The 13,453-nt window shown below is 64.5% G+C and carries 14 protein-coding genes and 1 pseudogene; 5 read left to right on the plus strand and 10 right to left on the minus strand.

The window, feature by feature from the left end:
- Nucleotide 1: 1 nt before the first annotated feature.
- A complete protein-coding gene (locus WDM24_RS27950) occupies nucleotides 2-1,657 on the minus strand; it encodes a fumarate hydratase (RefSeq protein WP_338828060.1) in 1,656 nt (551 codons plus the stop codon).
- A gap of 232 nt (nucleotides 1,658-1,889) precedes the next feature.
- On the opposite strand from WDM24_RS27950, the gene WDM24_RS27955 reads away from it, so the two are divergent.
- Both WDM24_RS27955 and WDM24_RS27960 read left to right on the plus strand, forming a co-directional pair.
- Nucleotides 1,890-2,204 (plus strand): Kazal-type serine protease inhibitor family protein, encoded by a 315-nt coding sequence (locus tag WDM24_RS27955; protein ID WP_338690844.1) that lies wholly within the window; start codon nucleotides 1,890-1,892, stop codon nucleotides 2,202-2,204.
- Nucleotides 2,205-2,576: 372 nt separating this feature from the next.
- Nucleotides 2,577-3,038, plus strand: a complete 462-nt coding sequence (locus WDM24_RS27960) for a hypothetical protein (RefSeq protein WP_338828061.1) — start codon at nucleotides 2,577-2,579, stop codon at nucleotides 3,036-3,038.
- A gap of 4 nt (nucleotides 3,039-3,042) precedes the next feature.
- Here WDM24_RS27960 and WDM24_RS27965 read toward each other — a convergent pair whose 3' ends face one another.
- Nucleotides 3,043-3,483, minus strand: coding sequence for an SRPBCC family protein (locus WDM24_RS27965; RefSeq protein ID WP_166306092.1), 441 nt, complete (start codon nucleotides 3,481-3,483; stop codon nucleotides 3,043-3,045).
- Nucleotides 3,483-3,809, minus strand: coding sequence for an ArsR/SmtB family transcription factor (locus tag WDM24_RS27970; RefSeq protein WP_029085424.1), 327 nt, complete (start codon nucleotides 3,807-3,809; stop codon nucleotides 3,483-3,485). The genes WDM24_RS27965 and WDM24_RS27970 overlap by 1 nt, the downstream gene beginning before the upstream one ends.
- Nucleotides 3,810-3,959: 150 nt before the next feature.
- Between WDM24_RS27970 and WDM24_RS27975 the strand changes: the two genes are divergently transcribed.
- Together WDM24_RS27975 and WDM24_RS27980 are read left to right on the plus strand one after the other, a co-directional pair.
- Complete coding sequence (locus WDM24_RS27975) at nucleotides 3,960-4,634, plus strand: isoprenylcysteine carboxylmethyltransferase family protein (protein WP_338828062.1); 675 nt, start codon at nucleotides 3,960-3,962, stop codon at nucleotides 4,632-4,634.
- 9 nt (nucleotides 4,635-4,643) lie between these two features.
- Entirely contained in the window at nucleotides 4,644-5,003 is a 360-nt protein-coding gene (locus WDM24_RS27980) for a GFA family protein (protein WP_338690847.1), read from the plus strand.
- A gap of 49 nt (nucleotides 5,004-5,052) precedes the next feature.
- Here WDM24_RS27980 and WDM24_RS27985 read toward each other — a convergent pair.
- Nucleotides 5,053-5,754, minus strand: a pseudogene (locus tag WDM24_RS27985) (glutathione S-transferase); the annotation flags it as partial.
- Nucleotides 5,755-5,909: 155 nt separating this feature from the next.
- Here WDM24_RS27985 and WDM24_RS27990 point away from each other — a divergent pair.
- A complete protein-coding gene (locus tag WDM24_RS27990) occupies nucleotides 5,910-6,305 on the plus strand; it encodes a DUF3606 domain-containing protein (protein WP_338832457.1) in 396 nt (131 codons plus the stop codon).
- Nucleotides 6,306-6,370: 65 nt separating this feature from the next.
- Here WDM24_RS27990 and WDM24_RS27995 read toward each other — a convergent pair whose 3' ends face one another.
- From WDM24_RS27995 to fliQ, 6 genes are all read right to left on the minus strand, one after another.
- Complete coding sequence (locus WDM24_RS27995) at nucleotides 6,371-7,048, minus strand: lectin (RefSeq protein WP_166306080.1); 678 nt, start codon at nucleotides 7,046-7,048, stop codon at nucleotides 6,371-6,373.
- 150 nt (nucleotides 7,049-7,198) lie between these two features.
- Complete coding sequence (locus WDM24_RS28000) at nucleotides 7,199-8,161, minus strand: Tim44-like domain-containing protein (RefSeq protein ID WP_338828063.1); 963 nt, start codon at nucleotides 8,159-8,161, stop codon at nucleotides 7,199-7,201.
- 312 nt (nucleotides 8,162-8,473) lie between these two features.
- Nucleotides 8,474-11,050: a cell cycle histidine kinase CckA gene (gene cckA, locus WDM24_RS28005; RefSeq protein WP_166308508.1), complete on the minus strand. Its 2,577-nt coding sequence runs from the start codon at nucleotides 11,048-11,050 to the stop codon at nucleotides 8,474-8,476.
- Between the two features lie 140 nt (nucleotides 11,051-11,190).
- Nucleotides 11,191-12,264, minus strand: a complete 1,074-nt coding sequence (flhB, locus tag WDM24_RS28010) for a flagellar biosynthesis protein FlhB (RefSeq protein ID WP_338828064.1) — start codon at nucleotides 12,262-12,264, stop codon at nucleotides 11,191-11,193.
- Between the two features lie 9 nt (nucleotides 12,265-12,273).
- The gene (fliR, locus tag WDM24_RS28015) at nucleotides 12,274-13,044 is read right to left on the minus strand and encodes a flagellar biosynthetic protein FliR (protein WP_166306071.1); all 771 of its coding nucleotides are present in this window, start codon (nucleotides 13,042-13,044) and stop codon (nucleotides 12,274-12,276) included.
- An 18-nt stretch (nucleotides 13,045-13,062) separates the two neighbouring features.
- Nucleotides 13,063-13,326, minus strand: coding sequence for a flagellar biosynthesis protein FliQ (gene fliQ / locus WDM24_RS28020; RefSeq protein ID WP_024580945.1), 264 nt, complete (start codon nucleotides 13,324-13,326; stop codon nucleotides 13,063-13,065).
- Between the last annotated feature and the right edge of the window lie 127 nt (nucleotides 13,327-13,453).

The raw sequence follows: 13,453 nt of genomic DNA on the forward strand, positions 1-13,453 counted from the left end.
CTCAACCGAGATTCAATTCCTTGAAGAAGTCGTTGCCCTTGTCATCGATGATGATGAAGGCCGGGAAGTCGACCACTTCGATGCGCCAGATCGCTTCCATGCCGAGCTCGGGATACTCGACCACCTCGACCTTCTTGATGCAGTGCTCGGCGAGGTTCGCCGCGGCACCGCCGATCGAGCCGAGATAGAAGCCGCCGTGCTTCTTGCAGGCCTCGCGCACCGCGACGGCGCGGTTGCCCTTGGCGACCATCACCATCGAGCCGCCTGCAGCCTGGAACTGATCGACGAAGGAGTCCATGCGTCCCGCCGTGGTCGGGCCGAACGCGCCGGAGGCGTAGCCCTCGGGCGTCTTGGCCGGACCCGCGTAGTAGACCGGGTGGTTCTTGAAATAATCCGGCAGCGGCTCGCCCTTCTCCAGCCGCTCGCGCAGCTTGGCGTGGGCCGAATCGCGCGCCACGATCATGGTGCCGGTCATCGAGACGCGGGTCTTGGTCGGATATTGCGACAGCGTCGCGAGAATGTCCTTCATCGGCTTGTTGAGGTCGATCTTGACGACCTCGCCGCCGAGCGACTGCTCGACCGCGGGCAGATACTGCGCCGGGTTGTGCTCGAGCTCCTCGAGATAGACGCCGTCCTTGGTGATCTTGCCGAGCACCTGACGGTCCGCCGAGCAGGACACGCCAAGCCCGATCGGCAGCGAGGCGCCGTGGCGCGGCATACGGATCACGCGCACGTCGTGGCAGAAATATTTGCCGCCGAACTGCGCGCCCACCCCCAAGCTTTGCGTCATCTTGAGGATTTCCTGCTCCATCTTGAGATCGCGGAACGCATTGCCGTCGGCCGAGCCGTGGGTCGGCAGCGCATCGAGATAGCGCGCCGAGGCGAGCTTCACCGTCTTCATGCAGAGCTCGGCGGAGGTGCCGCCGATCACGATCGCAAGGTGGTACGGAGGACAGGCCGCGGTGCCGAGCGTCAGCACCTTCTCCTTCAGGAAGGCCAGCAGCCGGTCCTTGGTCAGCACCGAGGGCGTCGCCTGGAACAGAAAACTCTTGTTGGCGGAGCCGCCGCCCTTGGCCATGAACATGAACTTGTAGGCGTCGTCGCCCTCGGCGTAGATCTCGCACTGCGCCGGCATGTTGTTGGAGGTGTTCTTCTCCTCATACATCGACAAGGGAGCGACCTGCGAATAGCGCAGGTTGCGGCGCAGATACGCATCGCGCGCGCCTTCGGACAGCGCCGCCTCGTCGTCGCCGTCGCTGATGACGTTAAAACCCTTCTTGCCCATGATGATCGCGGTGCCGGTGTCCTGGCACATCGGCAGCACGCCGCCTGCCGCGATGTTGGCGTTCTTGAGGAAGTCGAAGGCGACGAACTTGTCGTTGTCGCTGGCTTCCTTGTCCTCGAGGATCGAGCGCAGCTGCTTCAGATGGCCCGGCCGCAGATAGTGATTGATCTCGCCGAACGCGGCCTCGGAAAGCGCCCGCAGCGCCTCCCGCGACACTACCAGCATGTCCTTGCCCAGGACCTTCTCGACCCGGACGCCTTCGCTCGTGACCTTCTTGTAGGGCGTGGTGTCCGCACCAAGCGGGAACAGCGGGGTGTGCTTGTAGGGCGGAACGGGCTTCTGCTGGTCGGGAAAGGCGGTGGGGGCGTTCATGAGCTGCTCGTTTGGGCTGCGCGTCGGTTCGAAAGGCCGGTGCTGGCCGCGGGGCCGCCGGCAATGTAAGCCGTTCTAAGCCTTTTTCGGACAAAGGAAAGGGAAGCCGGCCGCCGTCCAGCCATGCGCTGAAACGGCAATCCGCGTGCTATCTTTCATCGCGCCGTAATCTCAGGTTGCGACAACGCCGGGCAAATGCCGAGACGGCCAACGAGGCCACAAGGAGGCCATCATGAAGACAGCGCTTTTCGTCTGGTTCGCGGCGCTGGCCCTGTTGATGGCGGTTCCGATTGACGCCAACGCAGCCCGCCTCGGCAAGACGTGCGGCGGCATTGCCGGCCTGCAATGCGGCGCCGGCAAGTTCTGCCAGTTCAAGCCAGGGACCTGCGGCCGCTTCGACCAGACCGGCACCTGCGCCTTCCGCCCGACGATCTGCAACAAGATTTTCCTGCCGGTCTGCGGCTGCGACGGCAAGACCTACGGCAATGATTGCGAGCGCCGGGCCGCCGGGGCGTCCAAGGCGCGGGATGGGAAGTGCGCGTCCTGAGGCAGGTGGCTAACCGTCGGTCTTTTCGGGGAACGGAAAGGCACTCGGACTGCCATCGGCAATTGATTGCAGGCGCGAGGCCGCCGGAGCGTCCAAGCACAACGGCAAGTGCAAGGCGCCTGGCTAGAGCATGATCCGGAAAAGTGCGAAGCGGTTTTCCGAAAAGATCATGCTCAAACAAAGAGCTAAAGCGCGATGACGATTCAACCTAATCTCGTCGCGCTTTAGGCAAACGGCGCCGGACGGCGCTGTGTGACCGCTCCCGCGGTCACCGCACATATTGACGCGCTCCGCGGGAGCCTGCATGTACCTTCGCGTATTTTTGTACCGCGGGGGTATTTCGTGACAGCATCGTTGCGCCGACGCTTGCCTTTGAGCATCCGCTCCATTTTGCCGGCCGCGCTGTTGGCGCTGGCGACAGCCATCACTGCCGCGCCTGCTTATGCCGATCCCTGCCAAGACATCGCCAAGCAGCTCGCCGGCCAGATCGACGGGCTGAAGGTCAATTTCACGGCCGCCAACATCACCTACCTGACGCATCCGGCGGCCAAGGAATTGTCGCTCGGCTGCCGCGGCAAGGACTATTCGATCGAGCTCTATGCCAAGACCGATCGCAAGATGAGGCCGGAGTTCTTCAACCTGGTCGGCTCCGCCACGGCGCTGGTCTTCACCGTGCCGAAGGACGACGCCGTGACCGGCACCTCGCGCTGCCTGAAGCGCATGGGCATTTTGCGAGGCAACACCATCACGATGCGCTATCGCCGCCTCAATCTGGAATGCACGCGCAACCGGACCGACGCCTCGATCACCGTCCGCCGCGGCAACAACGAGTGAGCCGTCAGGCTTCGGCGGCGACGCGTCCGATCGCATCGACGATCTTGCCCCAGCCCGGGCTCATCATGTCGAAGGCGTAGCGGTTGCCGGGGAACACGAAACCGTCATGCACCATGCGGACCTGCGTGCCGCCCTCGACAGTCGTCAACGTCCAGGTGACGACCGAGTCGAGCTTCGAGCCGTATTCCGGATTGGTGTCGGCGCCGCCCTTCCAGGAGTAGCGCAGCAGGCGCGGCGGATCGCAGTCCAGCACCTCGCAATGCACGACGCCGTCCCAGTCGCCGATCGGCCTGGTGCGGAAATTGAACCGGTGTCCGACCACGGCAACGAAATCGTTCGGCATCAGCCATTTCACCAGCAAGTCGCTCGTGGTCAGCGTCCGCCAGATCCTGTCGGCGGCGTAAGGCAGCACCTTCTCGACGGTGATCGCGTGCGTCTCAGGCATCACTCACTCTCCTTCAACAATTTCTCTAGATTTGCGAAACGCTCGGCCCAGAACGTCTCGTAGTGCCCGAGCCAGTCGATCAGCGGGCCGAGCCCCTTCGGCGCGACGCGATAATGGATATGCCGACCCTCGCGCCGTTCGGCGACGAGCCCGGCATCGCGCAGCGCGCGCAGATGCTGCGACACCGCCGGCTGCGACACCTTTGAGCCCTGCACCAGTCCGGTCGCGGCCACCTCGCCTTCCCGTGCGATCCGCTCGAACACCGCCCGCCGCGTCGGGTCCGCGAGGGTCTTGAGCACATTGGTCAGCTGCATGGCGGCGGTCATGAATTTATATAAGCAGTTACTTATATGTTTGTCAATGCAGAGGCAAACGACGCAGGAACGCCTCGCCTGCTCCGAAAGTTGATCGCTGCGGTCGCATGTCTGCCGCGAAAACAGTGCGATAATCGGGATCGGAATTGTGCGGAGCCGCCCATGATCGCAAAGCTCCTCCTGCAGAACACTTTCTTCGTCATCGCCATGGCCGCGCTGCTGTTTGCCTTCGCCGGCACGCCGCACTGGCCTGGCGCGTGGGCCTATCTGATCGCCTCGGCGCTGATCGGGCCGGCCTGCGGGCTGTGGCTCGCCAGGGTCGATCCCGGGCTGCTGGCCGAGCGCATGCGTCTGACCGCGCGTGAAGGCCAGCCCACCGAGGACAAGCGCTTCATGCTGGTGTTCGTCGTCGTCGCGGTGCTGTGGTTCGTCGCGATGGGGCTCGACCGGCGCTTTGGCGGCGCCAATGCCAGCGTGCCGCTGATCGTGCTCGGCCTCGTGCTGTATCTGGTCTCGACCGTGCTGATCCTCTGGGTGTTCCGCACCAATTCGTTCGCCGCGCCGGTCGTAAAGGTGCAGACCGAGCGCCACCATCAGGTGATCTCGACCGGTCCCTACGCGCTGGTCCGCCATCCAATGTATACGAGCGTGATGCTGTTCTTCATCGGCGTGCCGCTGATGCTCGGCTCCTGGTGGGGTCTTGCCTTCGTGCCGGTGTTCTTCGTGATGTTTGCGATCCGCACCGGGATCGAGGAGCGGACGCTGGTGGCGGGTTTGTCAGGCTATGCCGATTATGCGGCACGGGTGCGCTATCGCCTCGTGCCCGGGCTGTGGTGAGGAACGATCATGGCGGAGAACAAGACCTATACCGGCGGCTGCCATTGCGGCCAGGTCCGCTTCGAATGCACCACCGATATGGCCATGGTGACCGCCTGCAACTGTTCGATCTGCACCAAGAAGGGCCTGCACTTCGTGTTCATGCCGCCAACGAGCTTCCAGCTTCGCGCCGGCGCCGAGAATTTGAAGGAATATCTGTTCAACCGCCATGCGATCTGCCACCAGCTTTGCGTCGATTGCGGCGTCGAGGTGTTCGCACGCGGCAACAAGCCTGACGGCACCGACATCGTGGCGCTCAATGTCAACTGCATCGACGGAATCGATCTGTCGAAGATCACGATGACGCCGGTGGATGGGCGGAACCGGTGACTGCGAAGCAGTCATTCCGGGGCACGCGAAGCGAACCCGGAATGACGGCATCCAGCGCCTTGTAACGCCGGAAGATCCCCTCCTCGTTGAACGGAATCCGCCGCTCGCTGGCCAGATACGCCTTGATGTTCGGCCGCTCGGCGACGCGATCGCGCAGCGCGATCAGGCGCGGGACCTTCTTTTCAAACGCCGCCATCCGCTTCGGAAACGCGTAGCGCAGGCCTTCCACGATCTGGAACAGCGAGAGGTCGACATAGGTCACGCGGCGGCCGGTGACGAACGCGCCGCCATTCGCCTGCACGAGGTCCTCGAAATAGCCGAGATATTTTGGCACTCGCGACGCCCAGAATTCTTCCGTGCGCTTTTTCGCCGGCGCCTTCTGGTCCTCGTAATACAGCGACGGGCCGAGCGGATGATGGGTGTCGTGGATCTCCAGCACGAAGTCCGTAATCGTCAGCTGCAGCTGGTGCAGCCAGAGCTTGCCACCTTCCGCCTTCGGGGCGAGGCCGTGGCGCGCGCCGAGATAGAGCAGGATGTTGGCGGTCTGCCCGATCACGAGGCTGCCGGCCTTGAGGAACGGCGGCGCAAACGGCGGCGTGCCCTTGTGCGCGTCCATCATCTTCATCATGGCGCCCGTGCCGCCCTTGCCGCGCGCGACGTCGGTGTAACCGGCGTCCGCATCCTCGAGCGCGAGGCGGACATATTCGCCGCGGCCCTGGATCATCGGCCAGTAGTAAAGCTGATAGTGCATGCACTTACCTCCAAAAACTTTCACCGCGTCGCTTCTCGTCAGCTCGATCGTAGCCGTGCAGAGCTCGGATCGTCCACCGTGGACAGGCTGCCTGTCCGAACCACGCAGAGACTGCTAAGGTTCCGACGTCGAAATCTTCGATGAAGGATCATCTGATGGCGGACAACAAGAAGAAGCGGGGCGGCGCAGATCGCGCCCTGATCGCGTTGAGCGAATCCTACGAAGTTGCGTACTGGTCCAAGAAGTTCAAGGTCACGCCGGCGAAGCTCAAGGCCGCCGTCAAGAAGGTCGGGCATTCCGCCAAGAAGGTCGAGGCCTATTTCAAGGAGCAGCGGCACAAGGCCGCCGACCGCGCGCGGATCGCGATCAGCCAGCCCTACGAGGTCCGCTACTGGTCGAAGAAATTCAAGGTGACCCCTGCCCGGCTCAAGACCGCGGTCGCCGCAGTTGGACACTCCTCGAAGAAGGTGGAGGCCTATTTCGCGGCCAAGAAAAAAACCGCGAAGAAAAAGAAAACTGCAAAGAAGACCGTCAAGCGCAAGAAGGGTTAAGCGCTCTCGCAGATTCAATGAGCGGCGACGCAAGGCGACCGCCGCTCAAGTCTCCTTGTATCCCCTCAATTCGCCGCGAAGCAGTACAGCAGGCCGTCGCCGCCGGTGCTCTTCAGATCGGCCTGCGAGCAGCCGCCGTCGGGGCCGCGCGAGGGATGCGACGTGTTCCAGGATTTTGACGGCTCGTCGTCGCGCAGGCCCTTGCGGTCGAAATGCCCGACCATGGCGGCGCCTTGCGTGCTGCTCGTCCAGTTCTTGCAGGTGCGGTCCTCACCGGCCGCAAACGCAGTCCCGTCCGCCTGCGATCCCGTCAGCACGTCGTGGCGGTTCGGCGTGTCGCCGGCACCGTTGACGACGTCGCCCTTCTCGGACAGGGCGGTCTGCTTGGTGAGATTGTTGCCGGCGCTGTGCAGGTCGGCGACGTCCTTGGCGACCACGACGCCCTTCACATTCTTCCACGGTCCCTTGCCGATGCGATCGCGCGCGTTCACCGCGACCTGGCCGTCGGCGGCCTGGGTCGAGAGATAGGCGCGCCATGTCTTCGGCGCGCCGAAGCCCGCGGCCTGCGCCAGCGTCTGGCAATGATTATCGGCACCGGCGAGGCCGCCGAGATTGCCGCCATTGCCAATGCCGTTGCTGGTCAAGAAGAAGCTGGTGTCGGCAGTCTGCGCCTGTGCCGGCGGCGCAGCCGTGACGACAAATGCAAGACAGACCGGAACCGCGATGCACGCAATGACCTTCATCTTAATCCTCCCGATGGTTGTTTTGGTCCGCTGACATCAACCCGCAGCCCGTGCGGATATTCCGGCGCCGCGACGCGCCAATGAGCGCGCAAAACAAAAGCGCCGCGGTTGATGCCGCGGCGCCTTGTACTTGTCATATCGGGCGACCGATCAGTTGGTCTGCTGGATCGCCGAGAGTTCCCAGTTGCCGCCGCGCTGGCGCACGAAGGTCCAGACTTCGGTGATCTCCTCCGGCTGCTCGTTGCCGCCGACCATCCGGCCGGTGCCGCGCTCGAGCATGGTGTCGACCAGCGTGTAGCGCATCGCGACGGTGGCGTATTCGCTGTCGCCTTCGCGCCAGGCTTCGGCGAGGTCGCCCTGCAACAGCTTCACATTGGAAGTCTTGTTGGTGACGTTGCGCGCCTTGTTCTCCTCGAGATCCTTCGAGAAGTACGACACCATCTCCGGCGACGCGAGCGTGTGCAGCTTCGCAATGTCCTCGTTCGACCACGCGGCCTGGATCTCGCCGAGCAGCCGCTCAAACGTCTCATAGTCGGCCGGCGTGATCTCGACCGGTGCATTCGATCCGCCGCCGAGGCCAAAGCCAAAGCCCGAACGGGCGTTGCCCTGCGGGCCGGGGCCGACGTCGGGGCCGCCCGCGTACGCGGAGGCCGGCGTATTGCGGCGCTGCCACCACGACATCGCGAGCCGGACCACGAGCACGATCAAACCGATCTGCAGCAGGAGGCCGAGAATCGACGAGAGGCCGCCGAGACCCGAGAACAGGCCGCCGCCGAACAGCATGCCGAACAGGCCGGCGCCAAGGAAGCCCGCGGCCAGGCCGCCGAGCAGGCCACGGCCCATTCCGCCGCGGCCGAACAGGCCGCCGGAAGTCGCCGCCGCCGGCGACCCCATGTTCGGGCTGCCAGGCTGGCTGAAGGTACGGTTCATCGGCGCAACCGAGCCGGGCGCCGTGCTCGTCGAGGGCGGCGCGGAGAATGTCCGCGAGCCGCGCGAGCCGCCGCCGCCGACGCGAGCGTCAGCCGCCGAAACGGTCATCATCACAGGCAGCGCCAGCGCCATCGCGACGGCGATCGCCCGGACCATTCCACGCGTGCGTTGCGAGAAATTCATGTTGGTTTCCTCAAAGGATTCCCCGGCATGGGGAAACGCCCCTAACATGGGCAGGGCCTGATAAAAGTGAAGCGGGAAACGGGAACCGCGGCTGCGGCCCTCGGTCGCGGAGATGTGACACTATGGTCCTTGTGGACGCGACGGCGCGTCCTACCGCGAGATGGGGCTCAGGTTCAACCGCGACCGCACCGCAACATCGCCTCTCCCACGCGGGACACGAAGGCGCATCGAGGCTCGTCGCCTGGGTTGGCGCTTCTTATCTGACGCGTTTTCTTGACGCGAACCGGTGCCCACTTCGCTCGAAAGCGCGCTCTAATTCGCCGTCATGGTTTCCTTCACCGCGGCGACCAGCTGCGTCAGCGTGAACGGTTTGGGCAGGAACGCGAACTGCTGGTTCTCGGGCAGGCTCTTCTCGAAGGCGTCCTCGGCATAGCCTGAGACGAAGATGATCTTCAGCTCCGCATTGCGGCTGCGCATTTCCTTCAGCAGTGTCGGCCCGTCCATCTCCGGCATCACGACGTCGGACACGACGAGATCGACGGCGCCGTTGTTCTCCTCGAACGCCTCCAGCGCCTCGACGCCGTTGGCCGCCTCGATCACGCTGTAGCCGCGCGAGCGGAGACCGCGCGCATTCAGCGAGCGCAGGCCGTCCTCGTCCTCGACCAGCAGGATGGTGCCCTGCCCGGTGAGATCGGGCTTCGGCTTGGCGGCTTCGGCGGCGGCATCCTTGGCCGCGCCGTTGCCGGTCTGCGCCTCCGGGGCGACCTCCTGCTCCTGGCGATGCCGCGGCAAATAAATCCGGAACGTGGTGCCCCCGCCCGGCACGGAATCGACATAGACGAAGCCGCCGGTCTGCTTGACGATGCCGTAGACCGTCGACAGGCCGAGGCCGGTGCCCTTGCCGACTTCCTTGGTCGAGAAGAACGGCTCGAAGATCTTGTCGATGATCTCGGGCGGAATGCCGGTGCCGGTGTCCGAAATCTCGATCTTCACATAGTCCGCCGCCGGCATGCCCTTGTTGGCGAGCTGGGCGGCTTCCTCGGTCGGCACATTGGCGGTGCGGATGATCAGCTTGCCGCCGTCGGGCATCGCGTCGCGCGCGTTGACCGCAAGATTGACCACCACCTGCTCGAATTGCGAAACGTCGACCTTCACCGGCCACAGATCGCGGCCGTGCACGAGGTCGAGCTTGACCTTCTCGCCGATCAGCCGGCGCAGCAGCATGGTGAGGTCACTCAGCGCATCGCCGAGATCGAGCACCTGCGGCCGCAGCGTCTGGCGGCGCGAGAACGCAAGCAGCTGCCGCACCAGCGTCGCGGCGCGGGTGGCGTTCTGCTTGATCTGCATGATGTCCTGGAACGACGGGTCGGTCGGCTTGTGCGCGTTCAGCAGGAAGTCGTTGGCCATCATGATGGCCGACAGCACGTTGTTGAAGTCGTGCGCGATGCCGCCGGCGAGCTGGCCGACCATCTCCATCTTCTGCGACTGGTTGATCTGGTTTTCCAGCGCGCGTCGCTCGGTGGTCTCGAGCATGTAGACGATCGCGGTCTCGGCGTCGCGTTCGTCCTTCTCGACGGTCGTCACGAAGAACTGGGCAAAGCGCTCCTTGGCGCCGTCGAGCATCACTTCGACCGGCGCGATATCGCCCTGGCCCTCGGCGGCCTGGTTGATCGCGGCGATCAGGAGGCCGCGGTCGCGCGGATTGACCGCGCGGAAGATCGACTTGGCCGCGCCGCCCTCGCCGTTCAGCCCCTGCGCCAGCTTGGCATAGCGCGCATTGGCACCGACCACATTGCCGCCGCGGTCGACGGTCGCAATCGCCATCGGTGTATGGTCGAAGAAGCGCATGAAGCGCACCTCGGCGGCGCGCTCCGGATCGGAATGCTCGTCGCGGGCGCGGCTGATCACCAGCGTGCGCGAGGCGCCCGCCGCGCCGTCGGCGCCGAAGGCGAGCTTGTGATAGAGCCGCACCGGCACGGTCTTGCCGCCGCGCATGCGCAGGTCGATGTCGAACACCTCGGTCTTGACCTCGCCCGGCACCGCCGCAATCGAGGTCAACAGCGCCGCGCCGTCGCCCGAGACGATGTCGGTCAGCTTCAGGCCGCCCGAACCGATCTCGGCCAGATCGTAGTCCAGCCAGTTGGCCAGCGTGGCGTTGATATAAGCGATCTCGCCGGCCGGATTGACCGAGAAGAAGCCGCACGGCGCGTGGTCGAGATATTCGATCGCGTGCCGCAGCTCCTGGAACACGTCCTCCTGGTCCTCGCGATCACGGGTGACGTCGGCGATCGACCACACCGCATATCTCGCGTCGCGCTTGCCCTCGCCGAGCGGGCGCACCCTGAGCCGCAGCCAGCGGCCTTGTTCACCACCTTGCCCGGCCTCGTGGCCGGCGACCCGGACCTCCTCCTGCTGCCGCCTGCCCTCGCGCGCCGCCTTCAAGAGGCGGAACACCGCCTCGGAGACGTCGGGGTTGCCAATGAAGACGCGCTCGACGGGGCGGACGTCCTGCGGCCCGGCCGCGCCGGTCAGCCTCAGATAGGCGGCGTTGGAATAGACCACGTGGCCGCGGGAGTCGGTGACCACGAGCCCTTCCTGGGCCTGGTCGGCGATCCGCGCCATCACGGGGTCGTCGGTGGCGCGGTCGGAGAAGCGGATGATGCCGGCGGCAAGCGCGAACAGGGTGAACAGGCCGACGGTGGCGAGCAGCGCCAGCACGCCGAGGATATAGGGCTGCGCCTGGGTACGGCCGATGGTCATCAGCCAGACCGCCACCGCGACGATGCCGACGGCGATCAGGACCACCAGCAGGATGCTGCCGCTGCGCCGCGCTGGCCCGTGGGCCACGAACGGCTCAGTCGCGGGTGGATCGTTGCTATCGGCGGTCATCTGGAGAGACATGGCTCGTCTGCATCACGAGGCGCCCGGCCGGCCGCCTCGTCCCTGAGTGCCTGAATCGGACCCGAAAACGCAAGTCCATCAGGCGGCAATTTCGCAAGTTACGCGCATTTCAAGCGGTTTTCCGCCCCTTACTGTCGCAGGCCGGACAGGCCGCGCTTCAGCCGCATCACGTAGCCGATGATTTCGGCAACCGCGTGATAGTGCTCGACCGGGATCTCCTGGTCGATCTCGACGGTCGCATAGAGCGCCCGGGCCAGCGGCACGTTCTCCACGATCGGAATATCGTGCTCCTTGGCGATCTCCCTGATCTTGAAGGCGAGGTTGTCGACGCCCTTGGCGACGCAGAGCGGCGCCGACATGCTGCGGTCGTAGGCCAGCGCCACCGAATAGTGGGTCGGGTTGGTGATGATCACCGAGGCCTTGGGAACCTGGGCCATCATGCGCTTCTTGGCGCGCTGGACCCGCAACTGCTTGATCCTGCCCTTGACGTGCGGGTCGCCTTCCGACTGCTTGAACTCCTCCTTCATCTCCTGCAGCGACATCTTGTGACGCTCGTACCAGGTCCGGTACTGGAAGAAGTAGTCGGCGATCGCGACCGCAGCGAGGATGGCGACCACCGCCGCCATCAGATGCACTGTCATGCTGGTGATGGCGGGCAGCAGCTCGGCGGGATCGACCCGCAGGAATGCTTCCATCCGCAACCGCTCGGGCCACAGCACCACGACCATCACGGCGCCGAGCGCGATCAGCTTGAACAGGCCCTTCAGGAAATTCGCCACCGCCTGCTTGCCGAACAGCCGCTTGAAGCCGGCGGCCGGCGAGATCTTGGAGAATTTCGGCTTCAGCTGCTCGCCCGACCACACCAGTTGGTGCTGGATCATGTTGCCCGCGACCGCGGCCAGCGCCAGCATCAGGAACGGCACCCCGATCGCGGCGACCACGGCGTAGCCAAGCGTCTGGGTCAGTTGAAGCAGCCCGGCGCCGTCGGTGCGGATCATCCACGAATTGGCGATCAGGTTGCGCAGCGGCATCAAGATGCCGCCGCCGATCGAGCCCGAGAAGGTCGACAGCACCAGCGTGGCACCGGCGATCACGAACCAGGTGTTGACCTCCTGGCTTTTGACGACGTCGCCTTTCTCAAGGGCTTCATCGAGACGTTTTTGCGTAGGGTCTTCTGTTTTGTCTTCGGTATCGTCGCCCATCGCTCTCCCCTAGTTCATCGGAGCAAGCTGGCGCATGACGCCGTTGAAGTAGTCGAAATAGGTGTTCATCATCGCCGCGAGCACCACGCCGAAGATCAGGAAGCCGACCATGATCGAGAGCGGCACGCCGACGAAATAGACCTGCATCTGCGGCATCAGCCGCGCCAGCACGCCGAGCCCGATGTTGAAGACCAGGCCGAACACCAGGAACGGCGCCGAGAGCTGCAAGCCGATCTTGAAGGCGGCGGAGAACGCGGAGGTCGCAAGCGCGGCGACGTCGCCGGTCGGCATGATCTCGCCCGGCGAGAAGATGCGGTAGCTCTCGCTCAGCGCCGCGATGACGAGATAGTGGCTGTCGGTGGCGAACAGCAGGGTGAGGCCGAGGATGGTGAGGAAGTTGCCGACGATCTGGCCCTGCTGACCCTGGGTCGGGTCGACCGCGGTGACGAAGCCGAGGCCGAGCTGCTGCGCGATCACGGAGCCCGCGACATTGAGCGCCGACAGCGTCACCCGCGCGGTCGCGCCGAGCACGATGCCGATGATGAGTTCATGCACCATCAGGACGCCGAGCGAGGAGATCGACGTCAGGTCGACATGATAGGCGTTGCGATGCAGGGGGAGGATGATCAGCGTCAGCAGCAGCGCGATCGACAGCTTGACCCGTGCCGGGATGTTGCTCTCGCCGAAACCGGGCAGCAGCATCACCATCGCGCCCACGCGCGCAAAGACCAGCACGAAGATTGCGGCCAGCGCCGGCAGCAGGGAGACATCGATGCGCATGACCGCGGCATTAGTGCATCAACCGCCGATGATTCGCGACGAAATCCGCATCATGTGGCTGGCGAGCGAGTCGGCCATGAACGGTAATGCCAGCAGCAATGTGACGAAGATAGCGAGGATCTTCGGCACGAAGACCAGCGTCTGTTCCTGGATCTGGGTCAGCGCCTGGAACAGCGACACCACGACGCCGACCACGAGGCCGACCACCATGAGGGGCGACGACACGATCACGATGGTCCAGATCGCATCACGCGCGACGTCGAGGGTTTCAGGGCCGGTCATTGTTGTTCTCGCTTTCAGTTGTTTTCGTCATTCCGGGGCGCGAAGCGAACCCGGAATCTCGAGATCCCCCGATGTGCAATTGCACATCTGTGGCTCGATGCTTCGCATCGCCCCGGGATGACGTCGC

The organism is Bradyrhizobium sp. 27S5 (genome assembly GCF_037217225.1).
In the GTDB taxonomy this organism is placed as follows: domain Bacteria; phylum Pseudomonadota; class Alphaproteobacteria; order Rhizobiales; family Xanthobacteraceae; genus Bradyrhizobium; species Bradyrhizobium septentrionale.